This window comes from Nocardia neocaledoniensis (assembly GCF_029868625.1).
GTDB lineage: Bacteria > Actinomycetota > Actinomycetes > Mycobacteriales > Mycobacteriaceae > Nocardia > Nocardia neocaledoniensis_A.
On the sequence record NZ_JARWOJ010000110.1, the window covers coordinates 1 to 15,581 of the forward strand.

15 protein-coding genes are annotated in these 15,581 nt (G+C 68.4%); 8 read left to right on the forward strand and 7 right to left on the reverse strand.

Annotated elements, in window-relative coordinates:
- Window positions 1–212: 212 nt before the first annotated feature.
- The 4 genes from QH270_RS07605 to QH270_RS07620 all read right to left on the reverse strand — a co-directional run bounded on the left by QH270_RS07605 (window position 213) and on the right by QH270_RS07620 (window position 2,328).
- A complete protein-coding gene (locus tag QH270_RS07605; RefSeq protein ID WP_054811662.1) occupies window positions 213–734 on the reverse strand; it encodes a hypothetical protein in 522 nt (173 codons plus the stop codon).
- Window positions 735–1,120: 386 nt separating this feature from the next.
- Complete coding sequence (locus QH270_RS07610; RefSeq protein WP_054811660.1) at window positions 1,121–1,603, reverse strand: hypothetical protein; 483 nt, start codon at window positions 1,601–1,603, stop codon at window positions 1,121–1,123.
- The gene (locus QH270_RS07615) at window positions 1,600–1,800 is read right to left on the reverse strand and encodes a hypothetical protein (RefSeq protein WP_054811659.1); all 201 of its coding nucleotides are present in this window, start codon (window positions 1,798–1,800) and stop codon (window positions 1,600–1,602) included. Before QH270_RS07615 ends, QH270_RS07610 begins: the two co-directional genes overlap by 4 nt.
- Window positions 1,801–2,112: 312 nt before the next feature.
- Window positions 2,113–2,328: a hypothetical protein gene (locus QH270_RS07620; RefSeq protein WP_054811658.1), complete on the reverse strand. Its 216-nt coding sequence runs from the start codon at window positions 2,326–2,328 to the stop codon at window positions 2,113–2,115.
- A gap of 202 nt (window positions 2,329–2,530) precedes the next feature.
- Between QH270_RS07620 and QH270_RS07625 the strand changes: the two genes are divergently transcribed.
- Both QH270_RS07625 and QH270_RS07630 read left to right on the forward strand, forming a co-directional pair.
- Window positions 2,531–3,937, forward strand: a complete 1,407-nt coding sequence (locus QH270_RS07625; protein ID WP_113975399.1) for a helix-turn-helix domain-containing protein — start codon at window positions 2,531–2,533, stop codon at window positions 3,935–3,937.
- Window positions 3,934–4,818: a phosphotransferase enzyme family protein gene (locus QH270_RS07630; RefSeq protein WP_054811657.1), complete on the forward strand. Its 885-nt coding sequence runs from the start codon at window positions 3,934–3,936 to the stop codon at window positions 4,816–4,818. Before QH270_RS07625 ends, QH270_RS07630 begins: the two co-directional genes overlap by 4 nt.
- Before the next feature lie 109 nt (window positions 4,819–4,927).
- On the opposite strand, the gene QH270_RS07635 is transcribed toward QH270_RS07630, so the two are convergent.
- The 3 genes from QH270_RS07635 to QH270_RS07645 form a co-directional block, all read right to left on the reverse strand.
- Window positions 4,928–5,698 (reverse strand): hypothetical protein, encoded by a 771-nt coding sequence (locus QH270_RS07635; protein WP_054811656.1) that lies wholly within the window; start codon window positions 5,696–5,698, stop codon window positions 4,928–4,930.
- A 1-nt stretch (window position 5,699) separates the two neighbouring features.
- Entirely contained in the window at window positions 5,700–5,822 is a 123-nt protein-coding gene (locus tag QH270_RS07640) for a hypothetical protein (protein WP_280183955.1), read from the reverse strand.
- 70 nt (window positions 5,823–5,892) lie between these two features.
- The gene (locus tag QH270_RS07645) at window positions 5,893–6,729 is read right to left on the reverse strand and encodes a helix-turn-helix domain-containing protein (RefSeq protein WP_063125221.1); all 837 of its coding nucleotides are present in this window, start codon (window positions 6,727–6,729) and stop codon (window positions 5,893–5,895) included.
- Window positions 6,730–7,526: 797 nt separating this feature from the next.
- On the opposite strand from QH270_RS07645, the gene QH270_RS07650 reads away from it, so the two are divergent.
- The 6 genes from QH270_RS07650 to QH270_RS07675 all read left to right on the forward strand — a co-directional run bounded on the left by QH270_RS07650 (window position 7,527) and on the right by QH270_RS07675 (window position 15,272).
- A complete protein-coding gene (locus QH270_RS07650) occupies window positions 7,527–8,297 on the forward strand; it encodes a hypothetical protein (RefSeq protein WP_195053349.1) in 771 nt (256 codons plus the stop codon).
- The gene (locus QH270_RS07655) at window positions 8,294–9,544 is read left to right on the forward strand and encodes a cutinase family protein (RefSeq protein ID WP_054815567.1); all 1,251 of its coding nucleotides are present in this window, start codon (window positions 8,294–8,296) and stop codon (window positions 9,542–9,544) included. The genes QH270_RS07650 and QH270_RS07655 overlap by 4 nt, the downstream gene beginning before the upstream one ends.
- Complete coding sequence (locus QH270_RS07660) at window positions 9,541–10,683, forward strand: lipase family protein (RefSeq protein WP_063125220.1); 1,143 nt, start codon at window positions 9,541–9,543, stop codon at window positions 10,681–10,683. The genes QH270_RS07655 and QH270_RS07660 overlap by 4 nt, the downstream gene beginning before the upstream one ends.
- Window positions 10,684–10,797: 114 nt before the next feature.
- Complete coding sequence (locus QH270_RS07665; protein WP_280339791.1) at window positions 10,798–11,547, forward strand: hypothetical protein; 750 nt, start codon at window positions 10,798–10,800, stop codon at window positions 11,545–11,547.
- A 9-nt stretch (window positions 11,548–11,556) separates the two neighbouring features.
- The gene (locus tag QH270_RS07670; RefSeq protein WP_054815565.1) at window positions 11,557–13,344 is read left to right on the forward strand and encodes a BTAD domain-containing putative transcriptional regulator; all 1,788 of its coding nucleotides are present in this window, start codon (window positions 11,557–11,559) and stop codon (window positions 13,342–13,344) included.
- Between the two features lie 743 nt (window positions 13,345–14,087).
- Complete coding sequence (locus tag QH270_RS07675) at window positions 14,088–15,272, forward strand: AAA family ATPase (RefSeq protein WP_054815564.1); 1,185 nt, start codon at window positions 14,088–14,090, stop codon at window positions 15,270–15,272.
- The last annotated feature ends 309 nt before the right edge of the window (window positions 15,273–15,581 follow it).

Below are 15,581 nucleotides of genomic sequence, written 5' to 3' on the forward strand. Positions count from 1 at the left end.
TAAACACTTCACAAACCTTTTCATACATTTTTCAGACGTGGGGTTCCCGGGTGGTAACCCCCGGGGTGGGGCGGGGGGGGGGGGGGGCCCGCCCCGGGGGGCGGGGGGGTGCTCCCCCCCCCCGCGGGTGGGGTTGCCCCACCCGCGGACCCACCGGCCAGCGAGCTGGCCGCGCGATGCTGGTCCGAGGTATTCAGGTGGTCCGAGTTGTGTCAGGCGCGGGCGATGGAACTGATCAGCGTCGCCGCGCCGAGGGTTCGGGTGGTGATGATCTGGCGCGGCGCGAACGGCTCACTGCCGGGGTGGTATTCGGTTACGGTGACCGCCCACAGGTCCGCATCACCTACGCGGACCAGCGGTGAGATCGTGACGCAGTGATGGGTGCCAGCCGGGACGGCGTCGATCCCGGCCTGCAACCGGTCACCAGGACCGACGAGGGCGTCGGAGGCGAGGAACTGGCGTGCCTGCTTGGCGGAGCGTTGCACGTAGTAGGCGTAGTTGAACCCCAGGATCGCGCCCGGGCCGCTGGACGTGTCACCCGGTCCGAACCCGGTTACCACTCCCGAAGGGGAGGTGACCTGCGCGCAAGTGACGGTGCGCGAGCCCGCGGAGCCCTCGGGTGCGGTCACGATCGCGATGGTGGTCAGCGCGGCGAGGGTGCCGAGCACGCTCGCCGCGATCCATTGGCGGCGGTGTGAGCGAGGCGTGGTGGTGGTGTCGAACTTGGCATACATGGTGCTGGGAGTTCCTTGGCTCGAGAGGGTTCGGAGGGTGGCCCGGGAGTCGCCGGGAAGCAACTCCGGGGCCGCCTCGGCACGGGCCCGGACCGGGAGGGGTCGTGGTTTCTCGCCGGTTCACGTGCCGGAGGCCATTCAGGTGGTCGGGGGCCGTGACGGGATGGGTCAGGGCTGGAGGTAGAGCCGCTCATTCGGCAGCCGGGGCAGTCCGGTGCACCGGCAGGGGGAGACGGCTACGGTTCCGGGGCGGTGTGCGGCCACGTCGCAGACGAACACCAGCGCGGCGGTCACACAGGCGGCGAATTCCATTCGGACGCTGGAAATCAGCACCGAGAGTCGGACGTCGGGTTCGTCGGGGCGCGGTGACCGTCGGCTCGCGGGCGTCATTGCCGCGCCGACCGGGGTAGGAGTGCTCGGGCGCATTCGATCACCACTTCCCCGGAAGGGCGGAAGGTGCTGGTAGCCGGGGAGATCCAGGTACGGATCACCTGTGAGTCCGGGACCGGGGAGGGTAGGGCGATGTCTCCGTCGCGGATGACCACCACCCGGGCGTGCCACAGCTGCGCGATGACACTGGGATCGGCGATGGGCTGCATGTCGGCTCGCACGAGGAAGGTCCACATCCCTGCGCGGGGGTGGCCGATGATCGACAACGGAGTGACGCCTCGCATGTCGAGGCTGTTCTTGACCTGTTGTGCCAGTCCGGTCGGCATCATCACCGCCGCGACGAGAGATCCCGCCGTCATCGTGATCCGCCCTGTCTGCGGGTCGACCACGGTCGGCAGCGAGCAAATACGACGGTAGAACTCGGACCGGCTGCGGGGCGACTCGGTGAACGGGTGCATCCGCGTGTAGATCGGTGTCATTGCAACTCTCCGGAGGGCTCGGTCACACCGGTCAACCATCCGGCGGTCTTCATCGCGGCGAAATGCTGGACGAGCGTCGGCAGCGAGCAGTCGATTGCGTGAGGGATCTCTGTCCCGGCGAGGGCGCCGGCCGACTCGCCCGGCTCGGCCTGCCTCACCGCGGGCTGCGGTGCGTTCGGCTCGTTGCTGCCGTTCATGCGCGGCCTCCCTGATGGCGTTTCCGACGTGGAGGGAAGCGGGATCGGGCGGTTGTGCCTCGGCTTCCCCCGGACTGGGTTCCTGGTGAAAATCGTGGCCCGCCACCGGTATCGGAAGTAACCGCACAGTGTTGGCGTAGCGTTGGCGTACCGTAGGAGTTTCCGTCCAACAGCGGGATGAAGCTTGCTTGACCGAGTTCACGGCAACAGTGACCACACCCGTGCGCCGACAGCCTCCAACCACTATCTCCAGAGCGGTGCGTAGTTCCTTCCGTGACAGTGGAGTCCTCGGGCCGGGCAGAGTGAGGCGGCTCATCGGCTCGCCTGTCGAGCCGGGCGGCGCTTGTCCGCCGAAACCTGCCATTGCGCGCGCCGGTTGCGGAACACATCGCCGTTGTGGCGCAGAGCATCCAACGCCCGCGCGACGGTCCACGGCGGCACACTCAGGTCATACGCGATCGTCTCGACGGTCAGTGGTCCTCCGGGCTGGAGGAGGGCGAACACATCTTTTTCGAGGGCGGTTGTCATTAGTCACCTCGGTCGGCTGCCAGTAGTCACGGAGTCCGTGTCGGTGGGGGATGCGGACGAACTGACAGTCGCTCCACCATGCGGTTATGGGCAACGCGCACAAGGCATAACCGATATACGCCGGACGCATACCAGCCGCGTGTGCTGGTGATAGCGTCGAAATATTCGCGTTGTGTGGGGTCGGAGCGACGGGAGCGAAGCGATGGCGGAAACAGCCGGAAATGGGCGCACATGCGCTACGTGCGGAAGTGCGTTAAGCCGGTTCAACATCGGCCCGTGGTGTGGCAACTGCTCGCCCATCGCCTCGGCGGACGGACCGCCCGAGATGCCGGCCGAGTTCTGGGCTCACGGCCCGCTGCGCGAGGCACTGGCGAACTGGCATATGGGCGCGGTCATCGAGGAGTACCGCAATCACCCCGCCCACGGGCAACCACTGAGCCAGATCCAGGTAGCACAGTGGCTGGACCTGAGCCAGGCCCAGCTGAGCCGAATCGAGAACGGCCCAGCACCCGAGACACTCTCCAAGCTGGTCAGGTGGGCAACTGTCCTGCGCATCCCGCCAGATCTGCTGTGGTTCAAGCTGCCGAACGTCGCTACCGTGGAGCCCGTGGACCGACAAGGATTCCTGCGTGTGGCCGCAGCTACCGCTGCGACGGTCATCGTGTCACCGGACCGCCTCACCCAGATGCTCAGCCAAGCCCGCACCACCGTCAACCCGACGCGAGTGGGCGCAGTGGAGATCAAACAGATTCACGAAGCCGCCCAGCTATTCGCCCGGTGGGACGCCACCTATGGCGGCGGCCTAGTCCGCGATGTCGTTGTCGCGCAACTACGCGTAGCGGTCGCCTACCTGAAAGCCAACTGTTCCGCGCGCGACCGCGCGGCCCTGCAGATGGCTGTCGGGTCACTCGCGCACACGGCGGCGTTCATGGCCTTCGACGCCTGCGCACATGACGACGCGAACTCGATGTTCGCCCTGGCCCTCGACTGCGCCGAAGAGTCCGGGGCGGTGAACCTGCGAGCGAAGATCCTGTCCTCGATGGCACGCCATGCGATCTGGACCGGCCGCAACCACGACGGACTCGGATACGTCCGCAGGGCGTTCACCGAGGCAGACAAGCTCACCGCTACCGAACGCGCGATGCTGCACACCACCGAAGCACGGGTGCACGCGAAGCTGGGCGACGTTCCCGCAACGCTGACCTCCGTCGCCAACGCCGACCGCGACTTCAGCCGGTGCGTGCCCGGCAACGATCCGGCGTGGATGCGCTACTACGACAGTGCGCAGCACGCGGGCGATACCGGCCACGCCCTGTTCGACATCGCCGTGCACGGCAGCTTCGTCGGTGAGGCACGCGACCGGCTGACCGCAGCCGTCGACGGCCACGCCGACACCGCCGCACGGTCCCGGACGATGTCTACGATCAAACTCGCGTCACTGGTCATGGCCACCGGTGACCCGGCCGAGGCAACCACCATCGCAAACCAAGCCCTCGGTCGAGCACGTGACCTCAAGTCCCAGCGCGCGAACGAGGACATCGCCGAACTCCGCCGCTACGCCCACCGCGCAAAAGTCCAGATACCGACGCCCGCCACCACCACCACATGAACAGCTCGCAGGTCGAACGCATCGCCCGCACAGCCTGCACCGCAGCTGGCATCGACCCAGCCGGGATGGTCCCGATCAAACTCGCTGAGAACGCGATATTCCGAGTACCTGATCAACACACGGTCATCCGCGTCGCGCGGGCGGGCCAGACCGAAGCTGCACGCCGCGAGGTGGAAATCGCGGAATGGCTTCGAGAACAGCATATTTCGGCTGTGCAGCCGATGGGCACTCGCGCCGACTTCGCGGTGATCGACTCGCGCCCGGTGACGCTGTGGAAAGAGTTGCCGCCCCACCACAACGGCAGCGAGCGCGAGATCGGGAGGGCTTTGCGCGCCTTGCACCAGCTGGCCGCGCCGCCATTCCTACCCGAAGTCCAACCGTTCGTCCGGCTCGAGCAGCGCATCGACAGCGCGTCATCGCTGAGTCACGCAGATCGGCGGTGGCTGTACCAGCGGCTCGCGGACCTGCGCGCAGGTTGGGAAAGGTTGCCGACGGGCATGCCATGGTCGCCGATCCATGGCGACGCCTGGGAAGGCAACGTGGTCACCACCGAGGCCGGGGTGACCACGTTCCTCGACCTGGAGCGAGCCTCGGTCGGCCCGCCCGAATGGGACCTCGTCTCCACCGCGATCAAACAAAGCTCCTTCGGCTGGATCTCGGCCGAACGCTACCGTGCCTTCTGTGACGCATACGGCCACGACGTCACGACTTGGGAGGGCTTCTCACTGTTGAGAGACATTCGCGAGCTGCGGATGACCTGTATGGCGGCCCAAGCAGCAGGAACGAAGCCGAACCACGCTGCCCAAGCGCAACATCGAGTTGACTGCCTACGCGGCACCTATGGCCCACGACCGTGGTCGGGATGGCACCCGATCGCCTAACACGGACACGCCGCGAGATTGCAAACGAACATGTCCCACCGCGCGGCGGGGCCCAGAACCGAGGGGCCTCACCGGCGGTGTCGGTTTGTTGGAACGGTCGAGGTGAACCTCAGCAGGCGATGGCGTTGGTGTTGTAGAGGCCATGGACGGACAGGATCTCGAAACATGCTCCGTACTGGTCGATTTCGAGGTTCAGCTGGATCGGGTGCGCGTTGCCGGGTGGGTGGAGACGGAGTGGGATCGCGCGGTGCCAGTTGTAGCTGACCTGCAGGGGTGTGGTGTCCCATGCTTGCCGAAACCCGGGGTTGTCGCGCAGTGTCCGGAACAGTGCTTGTGCTCGGGGTGAGTCGCGGTAGCGGCCGAGCGCGGTGCGTAGGTTGCGGATGTTGTAGGGCAGGTGTTCGTGCCAGTCCTCGATGAGGTCGTGGGCGGTGGGTGTGAACATCCATCGCACGATGTTGTGGTCGGCGTCATCGAGGCCGGGCATGATCCGGTAGAAGACTTTGTTGGCGTGCAGGACGTTTTGGAGTGGGTCGAGGTAGGCGCCCATGACCTCGCATCGGTCGAGGTAGTCGAGGTGGTGGTGGACGCCGTCGTTGGTGAGGTACTGGCGTAGGCCGGTGATCGGTGGTAGCTCGGCGGCGGGGTGCAGCAGTTCTTGCAGGTGTCGCTGTTGGTCGAGGGTGAGGTCGTCGAAGAAGGCGAACAGGCCCGTCTGGACCTTGGGGCCTGGTTTGGTGCGGGTCTGGATGATCTGGTTGAGGCGGGAGATGCCGAATCCTGCTTTGTTGGCGGTGGATTCGCGGGATAGCTGGCGCTTGTGGCGCAGGAATTCCAGGGTGTCGTGGAAGTCGGGCATCCCGGAGAGCGCGAGGGACATGTCAGTGGTCTCGCTTCTGCGGCGGGATGAGGACGATGTCGACGGCGAGCGCAGCACACGGTGCCGGTGGCTGTCGGTGTGGATCTGTTCCGAGATGGCGGGTGTGCTGGGGATTGCTGGTCATGGTCGGGCTCCTTCGTTCGGATGCCTCCGCCCGGGACTTCCGGGGGAGTGGTCGTGGGGCGGTGGAAGGGTCAGGTGTCGCTGCTCGGCGGCTCACACGGATCGGGGTAGACGAAGCAGAACCGCAGATCGGGAGGGCCTTCCGCTCCGACACCGAGGTGGATACGAATCGTGCGTTGCTCGCCGGTGTCGCGATCACGTACCTGCAGCGGGTGCACGGTTTTGTGGCCGTAGGCGACCTCGATACTGTCGGTCCACCGCTGTCGGAAAGTGGTTGCCGCGCTGAGCTTCTCGTGCAGCGTTCGTGCGCGGGGACTGTGCCGGTAGATGCCGAACTTCGCGCGCAGAGACGCGACCATGTAGGTAGCGGCGGCGTCCCAGTGCACGAGGAGAGCCTCGGCGGTGAGTGTGGTGGTGCCGGGGTGGAAGAACCACTGGCTGAGGTTGTCGTCGTAGTCGGCAAGCTCAGGCAGTACGCTGCGGAAGCGCTCGCTGGCGTAGACGACGTTCCACAAGGGGTCGAGATACGCACCGACCAAACCTCGCTCATCGAGACGGCGCAACGTCGTGTGGTGCTCGCAGGCGACGGGGCGGGCTCGTAGCTCCTCGATCGAGGGCAGCGGTAGCGGCGGCCCGGCGAGTTCGCGGGTGTAGCGGGCTTGGGACTCGTTCATGCCGAGCCCGGTGATGAACTGCTCGCGCACTGTCGGCGAGGCCGAACGTTCACCGCGTTCGATCTTCTTGATCAGGTCCTCGCTGACCTGGAGTCGGCCGGCGGCCTCGGCCCGGGTCAGGCCCCGGGCCTCGCGGACTTGTCGGACCCATCGGCGCAGGTCGGGTAGCTCAGATGTGGTGCGGCGGGCCTTGCCTCGCCGCGGTCGCCGGGTCGAGCCGGTCCGCCGGTTCATGTGTCAAGCCCCTCCTATTTGAGTCTTCCGTCGCCCCTCCACCACGCGATAGGTTGAAGGGTTAACTCCCCCGAGTTGATTAACTTCTACCAGAAAGGGAACAGCCCGGCCACCGATCATTCACTGTGACCTGGCTGACAATTAGCTACGGACCTCCGCGCGGGGCGCACGGAGTGTTCAGGGCACCCTTTCTCCGGTGCGGGACACCCGCCGGAAAATTTCTTTGGTGACACTTTTTGTACCTGTTTCGCTGATCGGTGCAGGCCACCCCGTGTGTGCGTGGGGGGACGGAAAATGGTACCGATTTTTGTCCCCGTCAAAAGGGTGGCGCACCAGTGGTTTTCGGGGTTGTGATGGTGAGGCAATCGCTCCTCCTCGGAAAGGGAAGTCATGGACCTCTACACCATCCTGTCGGTTCTCAGCGCCGGTGCGTCACTGGTCTCGAACGTGCTGGCAATCGCCACGCAGGTGCTGCCGTTCTTCTGATCTGGGCTGATCATTTTTTGACTACTCAAAATATGATCAGCTAAGCCTCCCGGCTGCGATCCCCGCCGGGAGCTGGGAATCTCCCGGCGGGGATCGGCCGCTTCATTCGCCTCAAACTTCCTATTACTTCTCTGCTTCATTCCTTCATTCCTTCCTTTACCTGAAAGGAGTCATTTGTCATGTCCAAAAACAGTGCTACATCGTCAGCGGTCGTGTCCGTAGGGCCGCTCTACGGTGCCGGAGGCCGGTGCATTCGCCGAGGCCATGAGGGCTGGATGCTGTGGGGTGGCCGTGCGGTCGCTGCGGGTGCGGTGCCTGTGCTGATGGTGTTGGCCGCCCAGCCCGCGAGTGCGATGGCGCCGTTGGCCCCGATCGCGGACCAGCCCGGCGTCACCGCCCCGGCCCAACCCGGAACCGCTACTCCCGCACCGCCTCCGGCCCCCGTCGAACCGCCGGTGTATGTCGAACAGCCGCCCGAGATCCGCAACGGACCGGAACCGCGCCCGGAACCCTCACCCGCGCCCGCCCCGCCGGTGTATCTGATGGAACTGCACTCGCCGGAGCCGGTGGAACCGGTCGCGCCGATCGAACCGCCCCCGGACACGATCCGGATCGGGACGGCGGTGTTCCCCGACCCCGAATGGTTGCCGCCGGAGGTCGGCGACACGATCAACACCGTCAGCGCCGACCTGGAAGCCCAGGCCGCGACCTTCCTCGACTCGGTCGGGCTACCCGCCGGGCGCTCGGACCGCGTCGCCGGTGCCACCGTCGCCGGAGCCGGGGCCGGTGGCGCGATCGGCGGCGCGCTCACCGGTGCCCCGGCGGCAGCAGTCGGTGCTGTCGTGGGAGGGCTCGCGGGAGGCACGATCGGCGGAATCGCCGGAGCTGCCATCGGCACCGTGATCGCGATCCCGGTGATCGGCACCGTCACCTCCGGTGTGGCCGGTACCGCGTTGGGTGCGGCGGCCGGTGCCGCAGCGGGGGCGGCCGTCGCGGGTGTGCCTGCTGCAGCGCTGGGGGCGTTGGTCGGTGGCACGGTCGGTGCGGGGTTCGGTGCCGGGGTGGGGGTCGGGCAGCCATGACCGGGCTACGCCTGCTCACCGCCGCGACCGTCGCCGCCGCGACCGTCGCCGCTGTCCTCGGCCCCACGAGCGCGGGCCCTGCGAGTGCGCAGCCCGAGGTCGCCGGCCAAGGCTGCCCGGCTCTGTGGGTCCTCGGTGTGCAGGGGACCTCAGAGTCTTCGCCGAGCGCTTCGACGACCGCGGACTCGGGGATGCTGGGTCACCTGCTCGGCCCGGTGGCCGCCGCCGATCCGAGTCTGATCGCACGTTCCTACATCAGCTATCCGGCATCGTTCGGTGGCGCACCGGGCACCGGTGGGGGCACCGACCCCTATGCGGCCTCGGCCAGCACCGGGCTGAACACACTGCTCGCCGAATCCGAGCATGTTGCGGCGATCTGCCCCGGGACCTCCCAGGCGATCGTCGGCTATTCCCAAGGCGCGCAGGTCGCTTCGGGGTTCGCGCAGATGGTCGGGGCCGGGGAAGGCCCCGTGGCGCCACAGCGGGTCGCCGCGGTGATCCTGTACTCCGACCCCGAGCGTGCCCCCGGTTCACCGGTCATCGCGGGACGCCCCGGGCAGACGATTCCGGACTCGCCCCCCGGGACGAGCGGGGCGGCGGTGTCGCGGGTGAGCTTGAGTTCGGCTGTCGCTTCCGGTGGCGGGATCGCCACCACGTCCGGGGCCGACTACGGCGAGTTGACGGGCCGGGTTGCCGACATCTGTGTCGAGGGTGACCTAAGCTGCGCGGCACCCGACCGGGCCGCCTTGCTGCGGGTCGCCGCGCAGATCGCCGCCCAGGCCGACCTGCGTGACCCGATCGCCGCCGTCGGCTCGATCCAGTCGTTGTTGTCGGGTGCGCTCGGGGATGCCTGGACCACGATGGTGCTCAACGACTTCCATGTCGGGCCCGGCACGGTGGCTTATGTGCCCGCGGCGAGTCTGGCCGAGCGTCTCACCGAGGCCGCCAACTCGCGTATCCCGGCACCGGGCCCGGACGAGACCGCCGCCGCGACCGCGCGGTGGGCCGAGATCACGGCCACGGTCGCCGCCAACCCGCTGGCCACGTTGCCGCCGCTGGCGGCGGGACTGTCGGAGGCGTGGGGCCAGCTCGTCTCCGACAACGCCGACTTGGCCAATCCTGCGGTGTTGTTGCGCTACACCGACATTCCTGCCCGCCACACCGGCTATGCCGCATCCGGGCACATCGCCAGCGGGGCCGCGTGGCTGACCGCCGCTGCCCACGACCTCGCCGGAGGAAACCAATGACCATCAGCGACTTCTACACCACCCCCGTTCTCCCTGAAGGGGCGCGTCCGGGCGACATCGTGCGCCTGCGACCGGTTTTCGTCCCGCAGCTGGCGGATGCGGCCGGGGCGTGGCAACTCGTCTACGTCTCCAGCGATTCCCGCTCCCAGCCGATCGCGGCCTCGGCGATCGTCCTCATCCCTGAGACCAAGCCGAAACCAGGGACTGGCGCGATCCTGCTCTACTGCCCACCTTTCCGCGGACTCGGCGGGCATTGCGCGCCCTCGCAACTGCTCGCGACCGGCGCCGAGTACGACCTCGCCGGCATCGAATCCACTCTCAAGCGAGGCTGGGTCGTGGCCATCCCCGACGGGCAAGGACTCGGCGCGGGCACCGGCCCGCACACCTTCCTCGCCGCCCGCGCCGCCGGTGCCAAACCGGTCCTCGACCTGGCTCGCGCGGTCTACCGCGCCTCGGATCTGGACCTGCCGGTCGCCCCGGTAGTTGCCTGGGGGTACGCCGACGGCGGTCGGGTCGCGGCCGTCGCGGGCGAGTTGCAACCGTGGTACGCGCCCGAGATCGACCTGCGCGGTGTGGCCGCCGGAGCGGTCTTCTCCGATCTGGCGGTCCTGGCCCCGTTGATCAGCCGGGGCACCCGCAGAGGTATCGCGGGGTTGGCGTTCGCCGGGCTGATCGGGTTGTCCCACGCCTACAACCAGCTCCCGCTGCGGCACGTGCTCAACGAGGACGGGCTCGTCGCCGCCGCCGAGGCCCGTCACCTCACCGTCGTGGAACTGCTGCAACGCTTCCCTCAACCCTTGGCGCACTGGTGCCGCGACCGTGACCCGTGGAACGACCACTGGTGGCGACGAGTCCTCGCGCTGGAGTCGCTGGCGCACGTGAAATCGTCTGTGCCGCTGCACCTCTACCACGGCGAGCTCGATCTGGTCGTGCCGGTGCGATCAGGGCGGCGCGCCATGATCGCCTACCGGCAGCGCGGCACGAACGTTGACTGGCGCGAATACGACGGCGACCACCGCTCCACCGCGCACTGGGCGATCTCCGATGTCCTGGCCCGACTCGCCACCGACATCGCCAACGGTCCGGTGTCCCAGCCGATCCCGGCTCAAGACGAGGCCGAGGCGAGGCGAGGCGCGTGAGCCGTCCCTGAACCCCTCCGGGGGAACCTGCCCGCACCCGGGCACCCCACTTCCCCCACCACCGGGTGCGGGCAGGCCCCGGAGACACCACTGATCCGAGTCGAGGCGAGATGAATGCCGAGGTACCCGCGCAACCCACCTGAGAACGAGGACGACGAGGTCGACGCCTGGGTCGAGCTGCCCCCGGCTGTTGTGGACCTGCGCCTCGTCGCCGACACCGGCACCGACCATGATCTCGGTGAGCCCGACGAGCCGCTCCTGCCGGAGCAGTTCTGGTACCACCGGATACGCGACACTCCCAGCGCGGCCGACACCGTCGGGATTTCCCGTTGGGGGACCGGGTTAGGGGAGCGGCTGCCGCGCGGTGCCTGGGCCGCGCTGGCGGCCACGATCGCCGTCCTGGCCGGGGTGCTGCTCGCATCGCCTGGGAAGACCGGCGACACCGGCGCGCAGGTACCGGCCACAGCTGCACCACCCACCTCGACCACGCCAGTGCAGGGCCCGTGCACCGGGCTCACCGGCGAGGTGGTCACCGAGCAGTCCGGTGACCCGACGACCTTGGCCGGGGTGATCGCCTCCTTCGAGGCCGCCTACTACATCCACCGCGACGCCGGGAAGGCGATGCCGTTGCTCGCGCCCGAGAGCGGGATCACCTTCGAGGGACTCGCCGCGGGCATCGCCTCGATCCCGCCCGGTACCCGCCACTGCGTCGCGATCACCCCGATCGCCCCGACCACCGCCAACGTTCACATCGCCGAGATCCGCCCGGACCGCACCCGGACCGACTACCTCCAACTGATCAACACCCGACCCGCCGACAGCGGGGGCGCGTTGCTGATCTCCAACGTCCAGAAGCAGGGATAGGAGCCACCGATGAGGCCGCAGGCGCCCTACCTGATCGCTGTCGCCGGACTGAGCTCGCGCGCGGGAACCACCACGACCACCGTCGCGCTCGCCCACACCTGGCCCGGCCCCGAAACCGCGCTCGTCGTCGAGGCCGACCCCGCAGGCGGCCAGCTCGCCGACATGGTCGGCGCGGACCCCTATCTGGGTTCGGCGAGCCTGGCCCGACGCACCGCCCTCGGTGTGCCCATGACCGGGGAGCTGCTGGGCCAGCATGTGCAGTATCTGCCTGGCGGGCAGGCGTTCCTGGCCGCCCCGCCCGGGCATGCCCCCGACGACCCGGTCCCGGCTGCTGCGCTTCTGACGGATCTGGACCGGGGTTGGCGTGGGTTCGGCGCGGTGGTGTTCGCCGATTGCGGTGTCCCCGAGCCGGGTGCGCCCGCGCACCCGGTCATCGCTGCCGCCGACTCTGCCCTGTTCGTGGTCCGCGCCGAGCACATCGACCCCGAGACCGCCGCCCAGCGGGTCCTCGACCTCACCCGCCGTCGGCGCCCCCGGGGCCTGGTGGTGATCGGCGGCAGCCGCGCTTACATCGACGCGATCGGGTTCCCCGTCGTCGGCGAGCTGCCGGTCTCCCGCTCCGGTGCCCGTGCCCTGCTGACCGGCCGCCGCTCCCGCCAGCACCTCATCCCGCCCGCACGCGGCACCATCACCGCCGTCGAGATCCAACTGCGCCGCTACGAACGCACCGGCCAGTTCGACCCACCCCACATCGGACAATCTGCCCGCCACCAAGGCCGTTCGGTGCGGCGTCCTCGCCGCGGTGAGGACGCGCCCAGGATCTATGCCATCGACCCCGCCACCGTGCCGACGCCGCGTCTTCGCCCGCGTGAGCCCGTCGTGGTCGATACCACCGAAACACCGGCCTCTGAACCGGTGCTCGCGGTGGCGGCCGAGGATGCCGGCCAACCCGCAGAAGGTGACCTCGCCGCGGTGCCCGAGCCGAGCCCGCACCCCGAGATCGAGAGCACTGAGCCTGCACCGGGGCCGACACCGGCCGACGGCGCGCCCGCGCTGGCAGTGCGGGTGTTCGGGCCCACTCGCATCTTCTGGAACGCCGAAACCGGTGAGAGCGTGGAGATCACTACCCAACTACAGCCGCGTGCCCGCGAACTGGTGGCTGTGCTTGCCCTGCATCCCGAGGGTTTGCCACGCCAGCAGCTGATCGAGCGGCTGTGGGGCGATCGGCCCGGCACCCGGGGCAGCAGCGCCTTGGCGAACACCCTGAGCCGCTTGCGTGCCGCGCTGGGCACCGCCACCGGCGGACAGGTCAGCGAGGTACTCGCCGAGGACCGCACCAAGGTCCGGCTTTCGAGCCAGGTGGGGGTGGACTACTGGGACTTCAACGTAGCGGTGGCTCAACGTCGCCACGCGCGCAGCGACACCGAGCAGGCCGAAGCCGCCCGCCGTATCGCGGCGCTGGCCACCAGCGAGCTGGCCAGCGACCTCACTGACACCTGGGTTCAATCCCTGCGCGAATCGGCCCGGCGGACTTCGCTCAACGCCTTGAGCTGGCTGGCCACTCGTAGCAGCACCGACCTCGACGCGACCTTGGGAATGCTCGAGACCGCCGTGGAAAACGACCCCTACAACGAGGCGGTCTGGCACGATCTCCTACGCCTGCACGCCCGTCGCGGGGAAACCGCCGCACTCACCCGCACCTACCGGCTCCTGACCCGGCGACTTTCCGAGATAGGGCAGCGTCCGAGTCCAGAAACCCGCCAGCTCCTCGAACAGCTCCGCCGCGACCAGAAATAGAGTCGAATGCTGGCGGCCATTACCACTCGCGCAGCATGTCAATTAATGTAGAAGCCGGAATTTCGATTTTCTGGCATCGAGCGAAAATGTGTGCCGGGGATAGTGGAATATCTACTCGAATTGTGTTCTAGACGGTTCTATCGTCGCTGGACACTCCGTGCTCGGCTGTGGATAAAACTGCGGTGAGCCTGAGTGGCTCGATGAAAAAAGATCGGTGCGTCGTTCCATGGTGGGTTTCGATGCACGATTCGGTGCGAAGATTGGAACGACGCACCCTCTATGGGCCATATAGGCAGGTCGGGCGGCGGATATCCGCGCGGATATCATCGGGGATTGTCTATCCACAAAGATGGATAGACATGCTCGTGCGGGCTCTCTCGCGTGGCTGGCCGTGCTCTCGAATGACTCGCTTCCCGCTGCTGTACCTCCATCTTCCGCCATCGTCCCCGCTCTCCCAATTTATAATTCTTCTGTCTTTTTGGGTCTTTTCCGGCCGGGGTGTGATGTCGCTGGTGAGGCTGCTTGCATGGCGCATTCCGAAATTGCGTAGTCGGACTCGCGGTTGTCCGGAAAAATTCCGGAAAATTGAGCTGTTTTCGGGGTTGTGAGTTTGTTCGAGGTCGAGCTAGCGTCGACCACGTTCCCGGAATTCGCCGGGAAATTCGTAGAAATCCGAATGGCGGCCACGCCGCACGTATGCCGAAAACCGGCGCGAATTCGGAACGGAAATTGCAGGAGTCGCAATGCCCACCACACCCGCCCCCGCCGCTACCGCTGCACCGGCCGCCGGTCGCCTGCCCAACGGCGAACTCCGCCGCATGGTGGCCGCCGCGCTGGCCGCCGACCCCGTCCGCGAACAGTCGCCCCGCGAAATCGCCGCCGGGCTGAACCGGTCCTCGGGCGCTGTCGGCAACGCTCTCGAGGCGTTGACCGCCGCCGGGCACGCCGAACGCACCTCGGCCGCGCCCCGCCGCTACCGCGCCACCGCCACCACGACTACCGCCGCCACCCCGGCCGTTACCGCCCCGGCCCCGGCCGCGCCTGCCGCCCCGGCCCCCAGCAAGCCGAAACCGGCCCGCCGCACCAAGAAGACCGCCACCCCGGCCCCGGCCGCGCCCGCCGCCCCGGCCCGCACAGGTAACACGGTGGCCCGGCCGAACGGGCAGGACTACCACCTGCGTCAGCTCGCCGGGCGCGCCGATGTGGAGGTGTTGCAGACCATGCGCGCGGCGGAGGTGCCGGTGCTGCTGTACGGGCCGCCCGGCACCGGTAAGACCTCGCTCATCGAGGCCGCCTACGGGGACCTGCTCACGGTGCAGGGCGACGGGGACACCACGGTCGCCGATTTCGTGGGCGAGTACACCCAAACCCCCGACGGCCGTTTCGTTTTCGTAGACGGCCCTCTCGTTCGGGCGATGAAAGAGGGCCGGGTGCTGTTCATCGATGACGCGACCCTGATCTCGCCGACCGTGCTTGCGGCGGTGTATCCGGCGATGGACGGTCGAAAAGAGCTGGTGGTCAAAGCAACCGGCGCGGTGGTGAAGGCTGAGCCCGGGTTCTTCGTGGTGGCCGGGCACAACCCCGGCGTGCACGGAGCCATCCTGTCCGACGCGCTGAGTTCGCGGTTCGCGTTCCAGGTGCGCGTGGTTTCCGACCTCGACCTGGCCGCCCAGCTGGGGGTGGAACGCCGCGCGGTGAAAGTGGCGCGGGAGCTGGCCGCCCGGCAGGCCAAGGGCGAGGTCGGGTGGGCCCCGCAACTGCGCGAGTTGCTGGCGTTCCGCAAGATCGCCGCCGCCACCGACCCCGACACCGCGATGGCCAACCTCCTCGGGGCCGCCCCGGAAGAGGACCGCGAGGTGGTGGCCGCCGTGATGAAAACCGTGTGCGGCACCAGCCACACCCCGCTCGCCCTCGGCCCCCGCCTCTAACCACTACCCGCCGCACGCCCGAAAGGTATTGCCTGCCATGACCGGCCACGTGATCACCGCCCCTGCCCCCGCTAGCCCCGCCGCGCCCGCCACCCCGGGCACCGGCACCGCTTCCGCCCCGGCCGCCGCCGGGGGGGGGGGGGGGCCCCCCCCCCCCCCCCGCCCCCCCCCCCCCCCCCGCGGGGGCCGCGCCGGGCGGGGGGGGGGGGGGGGGGGGGGGGGGGGGGGGCGGGCCCGACGCGGCGGCTCGGTGCGGGGTTGGTGCCGATTCCGACTGTCACGCCCGCGGATCCGCGCGAGGCCGTGCTG